This is a genomic window from Pseudomonas paraveronii, from assembly GCF_963681955.1.
GTDB lineage: Bacteria > Pseudomonadota > Gammaproteobacteria > Pseudomonadales > Pseudomonadaceae > Aquipseudomonas > Aquipseudomonas paraveronii.
Genome location: NZ_OY817130.1, coordinates 4,734,065 through 4,748,292, shown reverse-complemented (window position 1 = coordinate 4,748,292; position 14,228 = coordinate 4,734,065). Strand labels below are relative to the sequence as shown.

Below are 14,228 nucleotides of genomic sequence, written 5' to 3'. Positions count from 1 at the left end.
CCTTTAGATCACCCGCGAAAAGCGCTGCCGGTTCTGATGCTCCAGATAGGCATCGAACACCATGCACACCGAGCGCACCAGCAGCCGTCCGGCGGGGAGGACGCGAATGCCTTGTGCGTCGAGTTCGATCAGGCCGTCTTCGGCCATCGTCTCAAGTTGTGACCAAATCTCGTCGAAATAGCCGCGAAAATCGATATTGAACGCCTGTTCGATCTGCTCGAAGGTCAGGCTGAAATTGCAGATCAATTGCTGAATCACTTCCCGCCGCAACCGATCGTCCGTGGTGCAGACCAGGCCGCGGTTGGTCGCCAGTTGCGCATCGGCCAGGGCGTGCTGGTAGCTATTGATGTCGCTGGTGTTCTGGCAATACAGATCGCCGATCTGGCTGATGGCCGAGACCCCGAGCCCGATCAGGTCGCAATGACCGTGGGTGGTATAGCCCTGGAAGTTGCGTTGCAGGGTGCCTTCTTCCTGGGCGATGGCCAATTCGTCGTCCGGTAGCGCGAAGTGGTCCATGCCGATATAGCGGTAGCCAGCGTTGGTCAGCTGTTCGATGGTGGTTTGCAGCATCAGCAGTTTTGCCGCCGGGGACGGCAGGTCATCGGCGTTGATCCGCCGCTGAGGCATGAAACGTTCCGGCAAATGCGCATAGTTGAACACTGACAGGCGATCCGGTTGCAGCTTGATCACCTCTTCCACGGTGCGCGCGAAGTTGATCGGGGTTTGCTTGGGCAGGCCGTAGATCAGGTCGATGTTGATCGAGCGGTACTGCAGGGTGCGCGCCGCATCGATCACGGCGCGGGTCTCTTCCAGGCTTTGCAGGCGGTTAACCGCGCGTTGCACTTCCGGGTCGAGGTCTTGCAGGCCGATACTGACGCGGTTGAAGCCCAACTCGCGCAGCAGCCCCATGGTTGCCCAGTCGGCTTCGCGCGGGTCGATTTCGATGCTGTAGTCGCCGGAATCATCATCGAGCAGGTTGAAATGCTTACGCAGGGAGGTCATCACCTGGCGCAACTCGTCATGGCTGAGAAAGGTCGGGGTGCCGCCGCCGAAATGCAGCTGTTCCACGGTCTGTTTCGGGTCGAGGTGGCAGGCGATCAGTTGGATCTCCTGTTCCAGGCGCTGCAGGTAGGGCTGGGCGCGGCCGCGGTCCTTGGTGATGACTTTGTTGCAGGCGCAGTAGTAGCAGATGTTTGCGCAGAACGGCACGTGTACATACAGCGACAATGGCCGTGCAGCCTTGCGGCTGTCGCGCAGGGCATGGAGCAGGTCGAAGGAACCGACCTGGCTGTCGAATTGCACGGCGGTGGGGTAGGACGTGTAGCGTGGCCCCGCCAAGTCGTAGCGATGAATCAGATTGCTGTCCCAACGAATGGCGTCGAGCATGCGGGCGTTCCCCCGGATAGACTAATTGGTCGAGTCTAGGGGCGTGGCGGATATGGCATCTTGATTTGCATCAACGGGGAGCGGCGCTATGCCACATGGCCTTTTAGTGGCCCATTAGCCAGTGCTGATGGGGGCCGGGCAAGGTCCAAATCCCGAACAGCATCACCAGCACGCCGCCGGCCATGCGTACACTGCGCTTGCGCAATAGTGCCGTGACGCGTTCGGCGGCCAGCCCGGTCGCCAGCAGCACTGGCCAGGTGCCCAGGCCGAACGCCAGCATCAGCACCGCACTGTCCAGCGCATTGCCTTGGCTGGCGGCCCACAGCAGGGTGCTGTAGACCAACCCGCACGGCAACCAGCCCCACAGCGCGCCCAACAGCAGGGCGCGGGGCAGGCTGGATACCGGCAGCAAACGGTTAGCGAACGGCTGGATGTGCCGCCACAGGCCGCGACCGAGGCTTTCGATGCGGGTGAGGCCGCTCCACCAGCCGGCCAGGTACAGGCCCATGCTGATCAGCAGCAGGCCGGCCAGCACGCGCATGAACATCGCCGCCGGGCTGTTGGCCACGGCCCAGCCGGCCAGGCCGATCAGCAGGCCGGCGGTGGCATAGCTGAGGATACGCCCCAGGTTGTACGCGAGCAGCAGGCGGAACCTGCGGCTGCGTTGCTCTTTGGGGATCGCCAGGGTCAGCGCGCCCATCAGGCCGCCGCACATGCCCAGGCAATGGCCGCCACCCAGCAGGCCAAGGATCAGCGCGGAGACCAGCAGCGGCGCCAAATCAAGCATGGGGCGGATCTTTGGGGTCGGCGGGGGGCTCGGGGTTATTGGCCTCGTCGATGGCGGCCAGGTGGTTTGGGTCCTGATCGTCGAACAGCACGCTGTGGGCCGGGCCATCGAGGTCGTCGTACTGGCCGCTGTCCACTGCCCAGAAGAAGATATAGATGGCGATGGCCACAATCAGCAGCGCCGCTGGAATCATTATGTATAAAGCTGGCATCTGCACTCCATGCCCGCGTGGCTCAAGCCGGTAGCGGACGGGTTACTGAAGGGGCGCCGACGGCCGGCGCGCTCGGCAGGCGAGTCAGGCGCAGGGCGTTGAGCACCACGGTCAACGAACTGAGGGACATGCCGACCGCCGCCCAGATCGGCGTGATCCAACCGAGGGCCGCAAACGGCAGCATAAGGCCATTGTACAGCCCAGCCCACAGCAGGTTCTCCGTGATGACCCGACGGGTGCGTCGCGCCAGGGTAAACGCTTGTACCAGGGCGTCCAGGCGGTTGGACAGCAACACCGCATCCGCGCTGGTTTTTGCCAGGTCGGTGGCCGAGCCCATGGCCACGCTGATATCGGCAGCGGCCAGCACCGGCACATCGTTCACCCCGTCGCCGAGCATCAGCACTTTGCGCCCTTCTTTGTGCAATTGTTGCAGTACTTGTAGCTTGTCATCGGGGCGCAGGCCGCCGTGGGCTTCGTCGATGCCCAGTTCGGCGGCGACGCTGGCGACCATCGGTGAACTGTCGCCCGACAGCAGCAGCGTGCGCCAGCCGCGCGCCTTGCAGGCCGCGAGCAGGGCAGGGGCGTCGCTGCGCAGGCGGTCATCCAAAACGAACCAGGCGAGGGCGCCGTCACGGTCGCCTAACAGCAGCCATTGCCCGGCTTCATCCGGCGCGGCAGGGATCGGGCAACCGCTGAGTTCGCACACATAGCCAGGCTGGCCGATGCGCAGTTGGCGCTCGCCCACCCAGCCTTCCAGACCGAGGCCGGGGGAACTGAGCACTTCGTCGGCGGCCAGGGGCGCGCGGCCGAAGGCGCGGGCGATCGGGTGTTCGGAGCGATTCTCCAGGGCGGCGGCGAGGCCCAGGCACTGGTCGCTGTTCAACGCGCCCAGGGGGCGGATCGCACGCAGCGCCAGGCGCCCCTCGGTGAGGGTGCCGGTCTTGTCGAAAATCACCGTGTCGATCTGGTTCAGGCCTTCCAGCACATGGCCACGGGTCAGCAGCAGACCGAGTTTGTGCAGGGTGCCGGTGGCGGCGGTCAGGGCGGTCGGCGTGGCCAGCGAGAGCGCGCATGGACAGGTCGCCACGAGCATTGCCAGGACGATCCAGAACGCCCGCGATGCGTCCAACTGCCACCACAGCAGGCCGATCAGCACGGCGGCGATCAGCGAGCACAGCAGGAACCACTGCGCGGCGCGATCGGCGATTTGTGCCAGGCGCGGTTTTTCCGCCTGGGCCCGCTCCAGCAGGCGCACGATGGCGGACAGGCGCGTGTCATGGCCCAAGGCGCGGACTTCGACGGTCAGCGCGCCCTCGACGTTGAGGGTGCCGGCCGTTACCGCATCGCCGACTTGACGCGGTTGCGGCAGGTATTCGCCGGTGAGCAGGGATTCATCGATGCTGGACTGGCCGTCGAGGATCACCCCGTCCGCCGGCAGCACGGCGCCGGGATGCACCAGCACGCGGTCGCCCAGGGCCAGTTCGGGGAGCAGGATGCGTTCGCTCTGACCTTCAGCATTCAAGCGCAGGCACGAGGCGGGCAGCAGGTTGACCAACTGCGCGGTCGCGGCGGCCGTGCGTTCGCGGGCACGCCGCTCCAGGTAGCGGCCGGCCAGCAGGAACAGCGCGAACATGCCCACCGCGTCGAAATACAGTTCACCCACGCCGGTGATCGCGGTCCAGATCCCGGCCAGGTAAGCCCCGCCAATGGCCAGGGAGACCGACACGTCCATGGTCAGGTGGCGGGTGCGCAGGTCGCGCATGGCACCCTTGAAAAACGGCGCACAGCTGTAGAACACGATGGGCGTGGTCAGAAACATCGCGACCCAACGCAGGATGACATGCAGCTCCGGGCTCAGGTCGATATTGAATTCCGGCCAGGTGGCCATGGTCGCCATCATCGCCTGGAACCACAGCAAGCCGGCAACGCCGAGTTGGCGCAAGGCCAGGCGGTTTTCGCCGGCCAATTGCTCGGCGGCGCGGTCTGCCTGATAGGGGTGGGCGGCGTAGCCGATGTGGCGCAGCTCACTGAGCAGTTGGCTCAACGGCAGTTGCCCGTCGGCCCAGCGCACTTGCAGGCGATGGTTGGACAGGTTCAGGCGCGCCTCGGCCACGGCGGGCAGGCTGCGCAGGTGTTTTTCGATCAGCCAGCCACAGGCTGCGCAGCTGATGCCTTCCATCAGCAGCGTGGCTTCGGCCAGTTCGCCGTCGTGGCGCACGAAGGGTTTTTGTACGTCGGCGCGGTCATACAGCGCCAATTCGTCCACCAGTTGCACCGGCAACGCCTCGGGGTTGGCCGAGGCTTCGCTGCGGTGCTGGTAATAGCTTTCCAACCCGCCCGCCACGATTGCTTCGGCTACTGCCTGGCAGCCCGGGCAGCAGAGTTCGCGGCGCTCGCCGAGGATCACGGCGGTGAAGCGGCTACCGGGTGGAACGGGCAGGGCGCAGTGGTAACAGGGGGTTGGGGTGGTCATGGCGTTAGATCTTTGGTGGCGGGTAGGGCCTCATCGCGGGCAAGCCCGCTCCCACAGTGGATCGCGGTGTCCATATGGGAGCGGGCTTGCCCGCGATGCGCGAAGCGCAGCCTGTTTACTTCTTCAGGTCTTCAGCACCCTGCAGCGGTTCATCCCCCAGCAGCAAGTCCTTGTCGTGGTTGACCTGTTCTTCTTCGAACAAGCGCCAGGTCCTGTCGCCTTCCACACCGAGCAGTTCGACGAAGCGCCGGCCTTCGACCTTGTCGGTGACCTGGCCGATGTAGCGACCGGGTTCGCTGTCGCTGCGGGCCAGGTTGATCTTGCGGTCTTTCTCCGGCTGGGTCGGCGAAATCAGGTTCAGTTGCAGGCTCGTCGGGTTGCTGTAGCCGGTGAGGTGCAGTTCGACTTCGCCGGTCAGCTCATCCAGATGCACCTTGGCGCGCAGTTGCAGGGTCTGGGCCAGGCGTTCGCGGTCCAGGGAGCGATTGATGCCTTTGCCAGCCTCGTAATAGTTGTCGTTGACCAGGTTGTCCGGGTTGTTCACTGCAATGGTCACCATGGACAAGGTCAAGGTCACCGAGCAGGCCAGGATTGCGATGATGATCCAGGGCCAGAGGTGCTTGTACCAGGGACTTGCGGCAGTGGTTACGGGCATTGTTCTGCTCTCTCGTTAACGAACTTGTGGGCCGATGAATCGGCTCTTGGCTTCAATATGAATGCTGGTGTCATCGGCATCCTTGAGGATAAACATCACCTCGTTGGTGCTCGATGGCAGTTGTTCCGGCGCGCTCGACAGTTCTACCGGCATGCTGACGATGTCGCCGGCAGCCACCTTGATTTCGCGGCGGCCTTGCAGCTTGAGGTCCGGCAGGCCGGCAGCGTCAAGCACGTAGGTATGGTCGCGCTGATCCTTGTTCATGATCTTCAGGCTGTAGACGTTTTCGATCCGCCCTTCGGCGTTTTCGCGGTACAGCACGCGGTCTTTGCTGACGTCGAAACCCACCAGCGAACGCATGAAGAATGCCGTGGCCAACAGGCTCATCATTGCCAGCAACACCAGCGCATAGCCGATCAGGCGCGGACGCAGCTTGTGGGTTTTCTGCCCGGACAGGTTGTGTTCGGTGGTGTAGCTGATCAGGCCGCGCGGGTAGTCCATCTTGTCCATGATGTTGTCGCAGGCGTCGATGCACGCGGCACAGCCGATGCACTCGATTTGCAGGCCATCACGGATGTCGATGCCGGTCGGGCACACCTGTACGCACATCGTACACTCGATGCAATCGCCCAGGCCTTGGGCCTTGTAGTCGCTGCCTTTTTTGCGCGGGCCACGGACTTCGCCGCGACGCGGGTCGTAGGAGACGATCAGGGTGTCTTTGTCGAACATCACGCTTTGGAAGCGCGCGTAGGGGCACATGTAGATGCACACCTGTTCGCGCAGCCAGCCGGCGTTGCCGTAGGTGGCGAGGGTGAAGAAGCCGACCCAGAAATACGACCAGCCATCGGCCTGGCCGGTAAAGAAGTCAAACACCAGTTCGCGGATCGGTGAGAAGTAACCGACGAAGGTCATGCCGGTGACAAAGCCGATCAGCAGCCACAGCGTGTGCTTGCTGAATTTGCGCAGGAACTTGTTGGCCCCCATCGGCGCCTTGTCCAGCTTGATACGCTGGTTACGGTCGCCTTCGGTGACTTTTTCGCACCACATGAAGATCCACGTCCACACGCTTTGCGGGCAGGTATACCCGCACCAGATGCGTCCGGCGTACACCGTGATGAAGAACAGGCCAAAGGCCGCGACGATCAGGATGCCCGAGAGGAGGATGAAGTCCTGGGGCCAGAAGGTTGCACCGAAGATAAAGAACTTACGTTCCGGCAGGTTCCACCATACGGCCTGGTGGCCACCCCAGTTCAGCCACACCGTGCCGAAGTAGAGCAGGAACAGGCCGGCGCCGCCAAGCATGCGCAGGTTGCGGAACAGGCCCGTGAAGGCGCGGGTGTAGATTTTCTCTCGCGACGCGTAGAGGTCGACACCGTTGTTGGAGTTTTTGGCAGGTGGAGTAACGTCTTGTACCGGTATTTGGTTGCTCATCATTGCATCCCACGGCGGTGGAGATTTGCCTCGGCCAGTACGTGCCGGTCGGGGTCAAATGAAGGGTCTTGCAGTGGCGTAATGATACGCCCCCGATGACGCGCAAAGGGTGCGACCTTTGGTCGCGTTGGGGGAAATCAATTGATGGTGTAGGTGACGTGGATCAATTGACTTGTGAAGTATGGACGGTTTTTGCGGGCTCAGTCTTCAAAACACTGACGATCCAGTGTGGGAGGGGGCTTGCTCCCACATTGAACCTTCGGTGTTTTCAGAATATGTGCAACAAAAAAAGGCCCATCATTTTTCAATGAATGGGCCTTTTGGTTGCTGCTCAGACTTACTGCTCTTGAGCCTTTTTATCCCCATGGGACAAGCTGTAAACATACGCCGCGAGCAAGTGCACCTTGTCGTTCCCTTGCAGTTGTTCCTGCGCAGGCATCTGGCCCTGGCGGCCGTAGCGAATGGTCTGCTGCAGTTGGGCGAAACTTGAACCGTAGATGAACGCACCCGGGTGAGTCAGGTCAGGTGCGCCCATGGCAGGCGTGCCTTTACCGGCCGGGCCGTGGCAGGCGACGCAGTTGGCGGCGAAGAGTTTCCCGCCGTTGGCCACGTCGGCCTTGGCGCCTTCCGGCAGCTTGCGGCCGTCAAGGTTGGTCACCACGAAGCCCGCCACGTCGGCCACGCCTTGTTCGCCGATGACTTCGGCCCAGGCCGGCATCACCGCGTGGCGGCCTTTCATGATGGTTTCCTTGATGGTGGCGGGCTCGCCGCCCCAGCGCCAGTCGGCGTCGGTCAGGTTGGGGAAGCCGTAGGCACCCTTGGCGTCGGAACCGTGGCACACCGAGCAGTTGGAGGCAAACAGACGGCCCCCCATCTTCAGGGCTTGCGGGTCTTTGGCGACGTCTTCAATCGGCATTGCGGCGAATTTGGCGAAGATCGGCCCGAACTTGGCGTCCGACTTGGCCATTTCCTTTTCCCACTCATGCACGCCGGTCCAGCCGGTCTGGCCGTTGGCGAAGGCGGTCTGCTTGTCGTTGTCGAGGTAGTTGTAGCCCGGCAGCAGGCCTTTCCAATTGCCCAGGCCGGGGTACAGCACCAGGTAGCCCAGGGCGAAGACGATGGTGCCGACGAACAGCATGAACCACCATTTCGGCAGCGGGTTGTCGTACTCCTCGATACCGTCGAACGAGTGGCCGACGGTCTCGTCCGTTTGCTCGGCGCGCTGGCCCTTGCGGGTCGACAGCAGCAGCCAGGTCAGGGCGAAAATGGTACCCAGACTGAGGACTGTGACGTACAGACTCCAGAACGTAGTCATTCTTTGTTACTCCTAGAAGCTTGCTCGACGTGCTTGATGGCTTCGGGGTCATCCGCAAAGGGCAGCATGGTTGCGTCGTCAAACTCCGACTTGCGCTTGGGGCTGAACACCCACAATGCCAGGCCGATAAAGGCCACCATCACCACAACGGTGCCCAGGCCACGAATCATCCCGATATCCATGAAGAATCACCGTTTGCTTTTGATGATGGTGCCAAGGCCTTGCAGGTAGGCCACCAATGCGTCCATTTCGGTCTTGCCCTTCACGGCTGCGGATGCACCGGCGATGTCTTCGTCGGTGTAGGGCACGCCCAGGGTGCGCAAGACTTCCATTTTCTTCGCGGTGTCCTTGCCGTCGAGCTTGTTTTCCACGAGGAACGGGTACGCCGGCATTTTCGATTCCGGCACCACGTTGCGCGGGTTGTACAAGTGCGCGCGTTGCCAGTCATCGGAGTAACGCCCGCCCACACGGGCCAGGTCCGGCCCGGTGCGCTTGGAACCCCACAGGAACGGGTGGTCCCACACGCTTTCACCGGCCACCGAGTAGTGGCCATAACGTTCGGTTTCGGCGCGGAACGGGCGGATCATCTGCGAGTGGCAGCCGACACAGCCGTTGGCGATGTAGATGTCGCGGCCTTCCAGTTCAAGGGCGGTACGCGGCTTCATGCCTTCGACCGGCTTATTGGTCACGTCCTGGAAGAACAGCGGAACGATCTGGGTCAGGCCGCCGATACTCACGGCGATAACCATGAAGAAGGCCAGTAGGCCGATATTCTTCTCGATTACTTCATGCTTCATCAGTGGGCTCCCACAACGGCGATCTTGGCGGCGGCTTCGGCTTCTGCAGGGTCGGAGGCGCGCACGGTGCGCCAGACGTTGTAGGCCATGAACAGCATGCCGGAGGCAAAGAACGCGCCGCCCAGGGCACGGACGATGTAGCCCGGGTGGCTGGCTTGCAGCGCTTCGACGAAGGAGTAGGTGAGGGTGCCGTCATCGTTGATCGCACGCCACATCAGGCCTTGGGTAATGCCGTTGACCCACATCGAGGCGATGTAGAGCACGGTGCCGATGGTGGCCAGCCAGAAGTGCGTGTTGATCAACCCGACGCTGTGCATCTGCGCACGCCCGAAGATTTTCGGGATCATGTGGTACAGCGCGCCGATGGAGATCATCGCTACCCAGCCGAGAGCGCCGGCGTGTACGTGGCCGATGGTCCAGTCGGTGTAGTGGGACAGGGAGTTGACGGTCTTGATCGCCATCATCGGCCCTTCGAAGGTCGACATGCCGTAGAACGCCAGGGACACGACCAGGAAGCGCAGGATCGGGTCGGTGCGCAGCTTATGCCAGGCGCCCGACAGGGTCATCATGCCGTTGATCATGCCGCCCCAGCTCGGGGCCAGCAGGATGATCGACATCGCCATGCCCAACGACTGTGCCCAGTCCGGCAGCGCGGTGTAGTGCAGGTGGTGCGGACCGGCCCAGATGTACAGGGTGATCAACGCCCAGAAGTGCACGATGGACAGGCGATAAGAGTAGATGGGACGTTCGGCCTGTTTCGGCACGAAGTAGTACATCATCCCCAGGAAACCGGTGGTGAGGAAGAACCCTACGGCGTTGTGGCCGTACCACCACTGGATCATCGCGTCCGTCGCCCCGGCGTAGGCCGAATAGGACTTGAACAGGCTGACCGGCAGCGACGCATGGTTGACGATGTGCAGCATCGCCGTCACCAGGATGAAGGCACCGTAGAACCAGTTACCCACGTAGATGTGCTTGGTCTTGCGCTTGGTGATGGTGCCGAAGAACACCACCGCGTAGGTCACCCAGACAATCGCGAGCAAAATGGCGATGGGCCATTCCAGCTCGGCGTATTCCTTGGTGGTGGTGTAGCCCAGCGGCAACGAGATACCGGCCCCGACGATCACGGCTTGCCATCCCCAGAAGGTGAAGGCGGCGAGGCTGTCGGAGATCAGTCGCGTCTGGCAGGTTCGCTGCACGACATAGTAGGAGGTGGCAAACAGTGCACATCCGCCGAAGGCGAAAATCACCAGGTTAGTGTGCAGCGGGCGTAGGCGGCCAAAGGTCGTCCATGGCAGGCCGAAATTCAATTCCGGCCAAACCAGTTGCGAGGCGATGAAGACCCCGAGCCCCATGCCAAGGATCCCCCAGACCACCGTCATGATGGCGAACTGGCGGACTACCTTATAGTTATAAGCAGTCGGACTGATTGCTGTGCTCATTCTAAGGTTCCACGGTTTAGGTTTTTTTATAGATAAAAATCGGTCGCAAGTATGTAGAAACCGAGGTGCCATTGCAACGCAAGGGTGACCTGTGTCAATACGTTCCACGCCAGATTCTGCGCCCTTTCCATGTTTGATGTAAGGACAAAATCAGAAATCAAAAGCTGATCGATCGGACAGGAATTTTTTCGGGGCACGCCGGCGGATGACTGGCTGTGTGTCAGCACGCGGCAGAGGTGATGAGTGGTCAGTAGCGCGACAGCCGGTCACTGCCTGCCTTTGCGCCTGTCATCCCTGCAGAAGCGTTCAACCCATTGAGTGCAAGTCGACCGTCGACCGGTCCGTACCGATCCACTGTGCAGACAAGCGTAGACCCGAATGGCAGGAGGGGAAAGCAGTGCTTTGGAAGGGTGCGACACTTGGTCGCGTAGAAGGGTAGAGCTACCGCCCCTGGATCAGGGGCGGCAGTTCAGGGGTGAAGCGTTACTGTGCCTGGCGTTGCGGCGTTGCGCCGTCAGCGTTGTGGGACAGGCTGTAAACATAAGCGGCCAGCAGGTGAACCTTGTCATTGCCTTGCAGCACTTCCTGCGCCGGCATCTGGCCTTGGCGGCCGTGGCGAATGGTTTGCTGCAACTGCGCCAGGCTGGTGCCGTAGATAAAGCCGCTTGGCGCGGTCAGGTTTGGCGCGCCCATGGCTTCGACACCGTGGCCTTGCGGGCCGTGGCAGGCCACGCAGGTGGTGTTGAACGTGGCTTGGCCGGCGACCAGGTCGGCGCCGCTGTCGGCTGGCAGTGGCAGCTTGGCCAGGTCGTGACGCACATAGGCCGCGACGTTTTTCACACCGTCCTCGCCCAGCACTTCACCCCAGGCCGGCATTGCCGCATGGCGACCGCCCATGATGGTGGTCTTGATCGCGTCGGCGGAACCGCCCCAGCGCCAGTTATTGTCCGCCAGGTTCGGGAAGCCATACGCGCCCTTGGCATCCGAGCCGTGGCACACCGCGCAGTTGGAGGCAAACAGGCGACCGCCCATTTTCAGCGCTTGCGGGTCTTTGGCGACTTCTTCCACCGGCATGGCCGAGAATTTGGCGAAGATCGGCCCGAACTTGGTGTCGGCCTTGGCCATTTCCTTGTCCCATTCCTTGGCCGAGGTCCAGCCGCCTTCATAGCCCGGCAGTACGCCTTTCCAGTTGCCCAGGCCCGGGTAGAGGATCAAGTAGCCGACGGCAAACACCAGCGTGCCGGCGAACAGCATGAACCACCACTGGGGCAGCGGGTTGTCGTATTCCTCAATGCCGTCGAAGGCGTGGCCCATGGTCTGGTCGACACTGCCCTTGGTCTCGCCCTTGCGGGTGCCGAACAACAGCCAGGTCAGGCCGATCAGGCTGCCGAGGGTCAGTACGCAGATCCATGTACTCCAGAAGGTAGTCATGGCCGATTGCTCCTTGTTGCAGGCGCTTCTTGAGCGTCGGATGGGGTGGCGGTGGGTTCGTCGGCAAACGGCAGCAGGCGTGCCTGCTCGAATTCTTCATTGCGTCGGTTGTTGAATACCCACAGCGAGAGGCCGATAAAGGCGATGGCGACGACTAGCGTGCCGAGGCCGCGGATGGTGCCCGCATCGAATTCAAATCCCATGGCTCACCTCTTGCTCTTGATGGCGGTGCCGAGGACTTGCAGGTACGAAACCAGCGCGTCGATCTCGGTCTTGCCCTTGAGGCTGGCCACTGCACCGTTGATGTCGTCGTCGGTGTAAGGCACGCCGAGGGTACGCATCACTTTGAGCTTGGTCTCGGTATGGCTGCTGTCGACCGGCGCCGTCACCAGCCATGGGTAAGCCGGCATTTTCGACTCAGGCACCACGTTGCGCGGGTTGTACAAGTGCGCGCGGTGCCAGTCGTCCGAGTAGCGTGCGCCGACGCGAGCCAGGTCTGGCCCGGTACGCTTGGAGCCCCACAGGAACGGATGGTCCCAGACGCTTTCGCCCGCTACCGAGTAGTGGCCGTAGCGCTCGGTCTCGGCGCGGAACGGACGGATCATCTGCGAGTGGCACTGTACGCAGCCTTCGCGGATGTAGATGTCGCGGCCTTCCAGTTGCAGCGCGGTGTAGGGCTTCATGCCTTCCACCGGTTTGTTGGTCACGTCCTGGAAGAACAGCGGGACGATCTGGGTCAGGCCGCCGATGCTCACGGCAAGCACCATCAGCAGCATCAGCAGGCCGACGTTCTTTTCAATCGTTTCGTGTTTCATCACTGACTCCTCAGGCCATCTGCGTGGCAGGGGTGGCTTCGACAGGTTGTGCCGAGCGCACGGTGCGCCATGTGTTGTAAGCCATCAGCAACATGCCGCTGAGGAACACCGCACCGCCTACCAGTCGCACGACGTAGCCCGGGTGGCTGGCTTGCAGCGCTTCGACGAAGGAGTAGGTGAGGGTGCCGTCGTCGTTGATCGCACGCCACATCAGGCCCTGGGCGATACCGTTGACCCACATCGAGGCGATGTAGAGCACGGTGCCGATGGTGGCCAGCCAGAAGTGCGCGTTGATCAGGCCGACGCTGTACATCCGCTCGCGACCGAAGACTTTCGGGATCATGTGGTACAGCGCGCCGATGGAAATCATCGCTACCCAGCCGAGAGCGCCGGCGTGTACGTGGCCGATGGTCCAGTCGGTGTAGTGGGACAGCGAGTTGACGGTCTTGATGGCCATCATCGGCCCTTCGAACGTCGACATGCCGTAGAACGCCAGCGAGACGACCAGGAAGCGCAGGATCGGGTCGCTGCGCAACTTATGCCAGGCACCCGAGAGGGTCATCATGCCGTTGATCATGCCGCCCCAGCTTGGCGCCAGCAGCACCAGGGACATCACCATGCCCAACGACTGTGCCCAGTCTGGCAGAGCGGTGTAGTGCAGGTGGTGCGGACCGGCCCAGATGTACAGGGTGATCAGTGCCCAGAAGTGGACGATCGACAGGCGATAGGAATACACCGGACGTTCGGCTTGCTTGGGTACGAAGTAGTACATCATCCCCAGGAAGCCGGCAGTCAGGAAGAAGCCTACTGCGTTATGCCCATACCACCACTGCACCATGGCATCCGTCGCACCGCCGTACAGCGAGTAGGACTTGGTCAGGCTGACCGGGATTTCCATGTTGTTGACGATATGCAAGATGGCCACGGTGATGATGAATGCACCGAAGAACCAGTTGCCGACATAGATGTGCTTGGTGTTGCGCTTGGCCACAGTGCCGAAAAACACGATGGCATAAGCCACCCAGACAATCGTGATCAGGATGTCGATCGGCCATTCCAGCTCGGCGTATTCCTTGGAGCTGGTGTAACCCAGCGGCAAGGTGATCGCTGCCAGGACAATGACCAGTTGCCAGCCCCAAAAGCAGAACTGAGCGACTTTTGGTGCGAACAGCTGGGTCTGGCAGGTGCGCTGCACCGAGTAGAAGGAGCTGGCAAACAGCGCACAACCCCCGAAGGCGAAGATCACCGCGTTGGTGTGCAGCGGGCGCAAGCGGCCGAAGCTGGTCCAAGGCAAGTCAAAGTTGAGTGCAGGCCACACCAATTGGGCTGCGAGAAAAACCCCGAGCCCCATGCCGACGATGCCCCACACCACCGTCATAATCGCGAATTGGCGGACCACCTTGTAGTTATAGGCGGTACTTAAAGTAGTGTTCATGGTTCCCCATCCACGGTTCAACCCAAGCAGATGCGACACTTGGGCTGGAG

The 14,228-nt window shown here is 61.9% G+C and carries 14 protein-coding genes; all 14 read right to left on the bottom strand.

Translation table 11 applies throughout. The features are described from left to right. Positions 1–3: 3 nt before the first annotated feature. A complete protein-coding gene (gene hemN, locus U5A08_RS21845) occupies positions 4–1,386 on the bottom strand; it encodes an oxygen-independent coproporphyrinogen III oxidase (RefSeq protein ID WP_253397876.1) in 1,383 nt (460 codons plus the stop codon). 103 nt (positions 1,387–1,489) lie between these two features. Then, the gene (locus tag U5A08_RS21840; protein WP_321848554.1) at positions 1,490–2,173 is read right to left on the bottom strand and encodes a sulfite exporter TauE/SafE family protein; all 684 of its coding nucleotides are present in this window, start codon (positions 2,171–2,173) and stop codon (positions 1,490–1,492) included. Further along, a complete protein-coding gene (ccoS, locus tag U5A08_RS21835) occupies positions 2,166–2,384 on the bottom strand; it encodes a cbb3-type cytochrome oxidase assembly protein CcoS (RefSeq protein WP_253397872.1) in 219 nt (72 codons plus the stop codon). The genes U5A08_RS21840 and ccoS overlap by 8 nt, the downstream gene beginning before the upstream one ends. Before the next feature lie 22 nt (positions 2,385–2,406). Next, positions 2,407–4,857: a heavy metal translocating P-type ATPase gene (locus U5A08_RS21830; RefSeq protein ID WP_253397870.1), complete on the bottom strand. Its 2,451-nt coding sequence runs from the start codon at positions 4,855–4,857 to the stop codon at positions 2,407–2,409. Between the two features lie 115 nt (positions 4,858–4,972). Next, entirely contained in the window at positions 4,973–5,512 is a 540-nt protein-coding gene (locus tag U5A08_RS21825; protein ID WP_253397868.1) for a FixH family protein, read from the bottom strand. Between the two features lie 15 nt (positions 5,513–5,527). Further along, positions 5,528–6,943 (bottom strand): cytochrome c oxidase accessory protein CcoG, encoded by a 1,416-nt coding sequence (gene ccoG / locus U5A08_RS21820; protein ID WP_253397866.1) that lies wholly within the window; start codon positions 6,941–6,943, stop codon positions 5,528–5,530. A gap of 337 nt (positions 6,944–7,280) precedes the next feature. Next, positions 7,281–8,258 carry a cytochrome-c oxidase, cbb3-type subunit III gene (gene ccoP, locus U5A08_RS21815; protein WP_253397864.1) on the bottom strand — a complete coding sequence of 326 codons (978 nt, stop codon included), beginning with the start codon at positions 8,256–8,258 and terminating at the stop codon, positions 7,281–7,283. After that, on the bottom strand, positions 8,255–8,440 hold the full coding sequence (locus tag U5A08_RS21810; RefSeq protein ID WP_016775513.1) for a CcoQ/FixQ family Cbb3-type cytochrome c oxidase assembly chaperone: 186 nt from the start codon (positions 8,438–8,440) through the stop codon (positions 8,255–8,257). Before U5A08_RS21810 ends, ccoP (U5A08_RS21815) begins: the two co-directional genes overlap by 4 nt. A gap of 6 nt (positions 8,441–8,446) precedes the next feature. Continuing rightward, positions 8,447–9,055 (bottom strand): cytochrome-c oxidase, cbb3-type subunit II, encoded by a 609-nt coding sequence (ccoO, locus tag U5A08_RS21805; RefSeq protein WP_247401679.1) that lies wholly within the window; start codon positions 9,053–9,055, stop codon positions 8,447–8,449. Then, the gene (gene ccoN / locus U5A08_RS21800; protein WP_247401678.1) at positions 9,055–10,497 is read right to left on the bottom strand and encodes a cytochrome-c oxidase, cbb3-type subunit I; all 1,443 of its coding nucleotides are present in this window, start codon (positions 10,495–10,497) and stop codon (positions 9,055–9,057) included. Before ccoN (U5A08_RS21800) ends, ccoO (U5A08_RS21805) begins: the two co-directional genes overlap by 1 nt. A 483-nt stretch (positions 10,498–10,980) precedes the next feature. Next, positions 10,981–11,928, bottom strand: a complete 948-nt coding sequence (gene ccoP / locus U5A08_RS21795; RefSeq protein ID WP_247401677.1) for a cytochrome-c oxidase, cbb3-type subunit III — start codon at positions 11,926–11,928, stop codon at positions 10,981–10,983. Further along, the gene (locus U5A08_RS21790; RefSeq protein ID WP_247401676.1) at positions 11,925–12,131 is read right to left on the bottom strand and encodes a cbb3-type cytochrome oxidase subunit 3; all 207 of its coding nucleotides are present in this window, start codon (positions 12,129–12,131) and stop codon (positions 11,925–11,927) included. Before U5A08_RS21790 ends, ccoP (U5A08_RS21795) begins: the two co-directional genes overlap by 4 nt. Before the next feature lie 3 nt (positions 12,132–12,134). Then, positions 12,135–12,743 carry a cytochrome-c oxidase, cbb3-type subunit II gene (gene ccoO / locus U5A08_RS21785; RefSeq protein WP_253397860.1) on the bottom strand — a complete coding sequence of 203 codons (609 nt, stop codon included), beginning with the start codon at positions 12,741–12,743 and terminating at the stop codon, positions 12,135–12,137. 10 nt (positions 12,744–12,753) lie between these two features. Beyond that, positions 12,754–14,178, bottom strand: coding sequence for a cytochrome-c oxidase, cbb3-type subunit I (gene ccoN, locus U5A08_RS21780; RefSeq protein ID WP_253397857.1), 1,425 nt, complete (start codon positions 14,176–14,178; stop codon positions 12,754–12,756). Between the last annotated feature and the right edge of the window lie 50 nt (positions 14,179–14,228).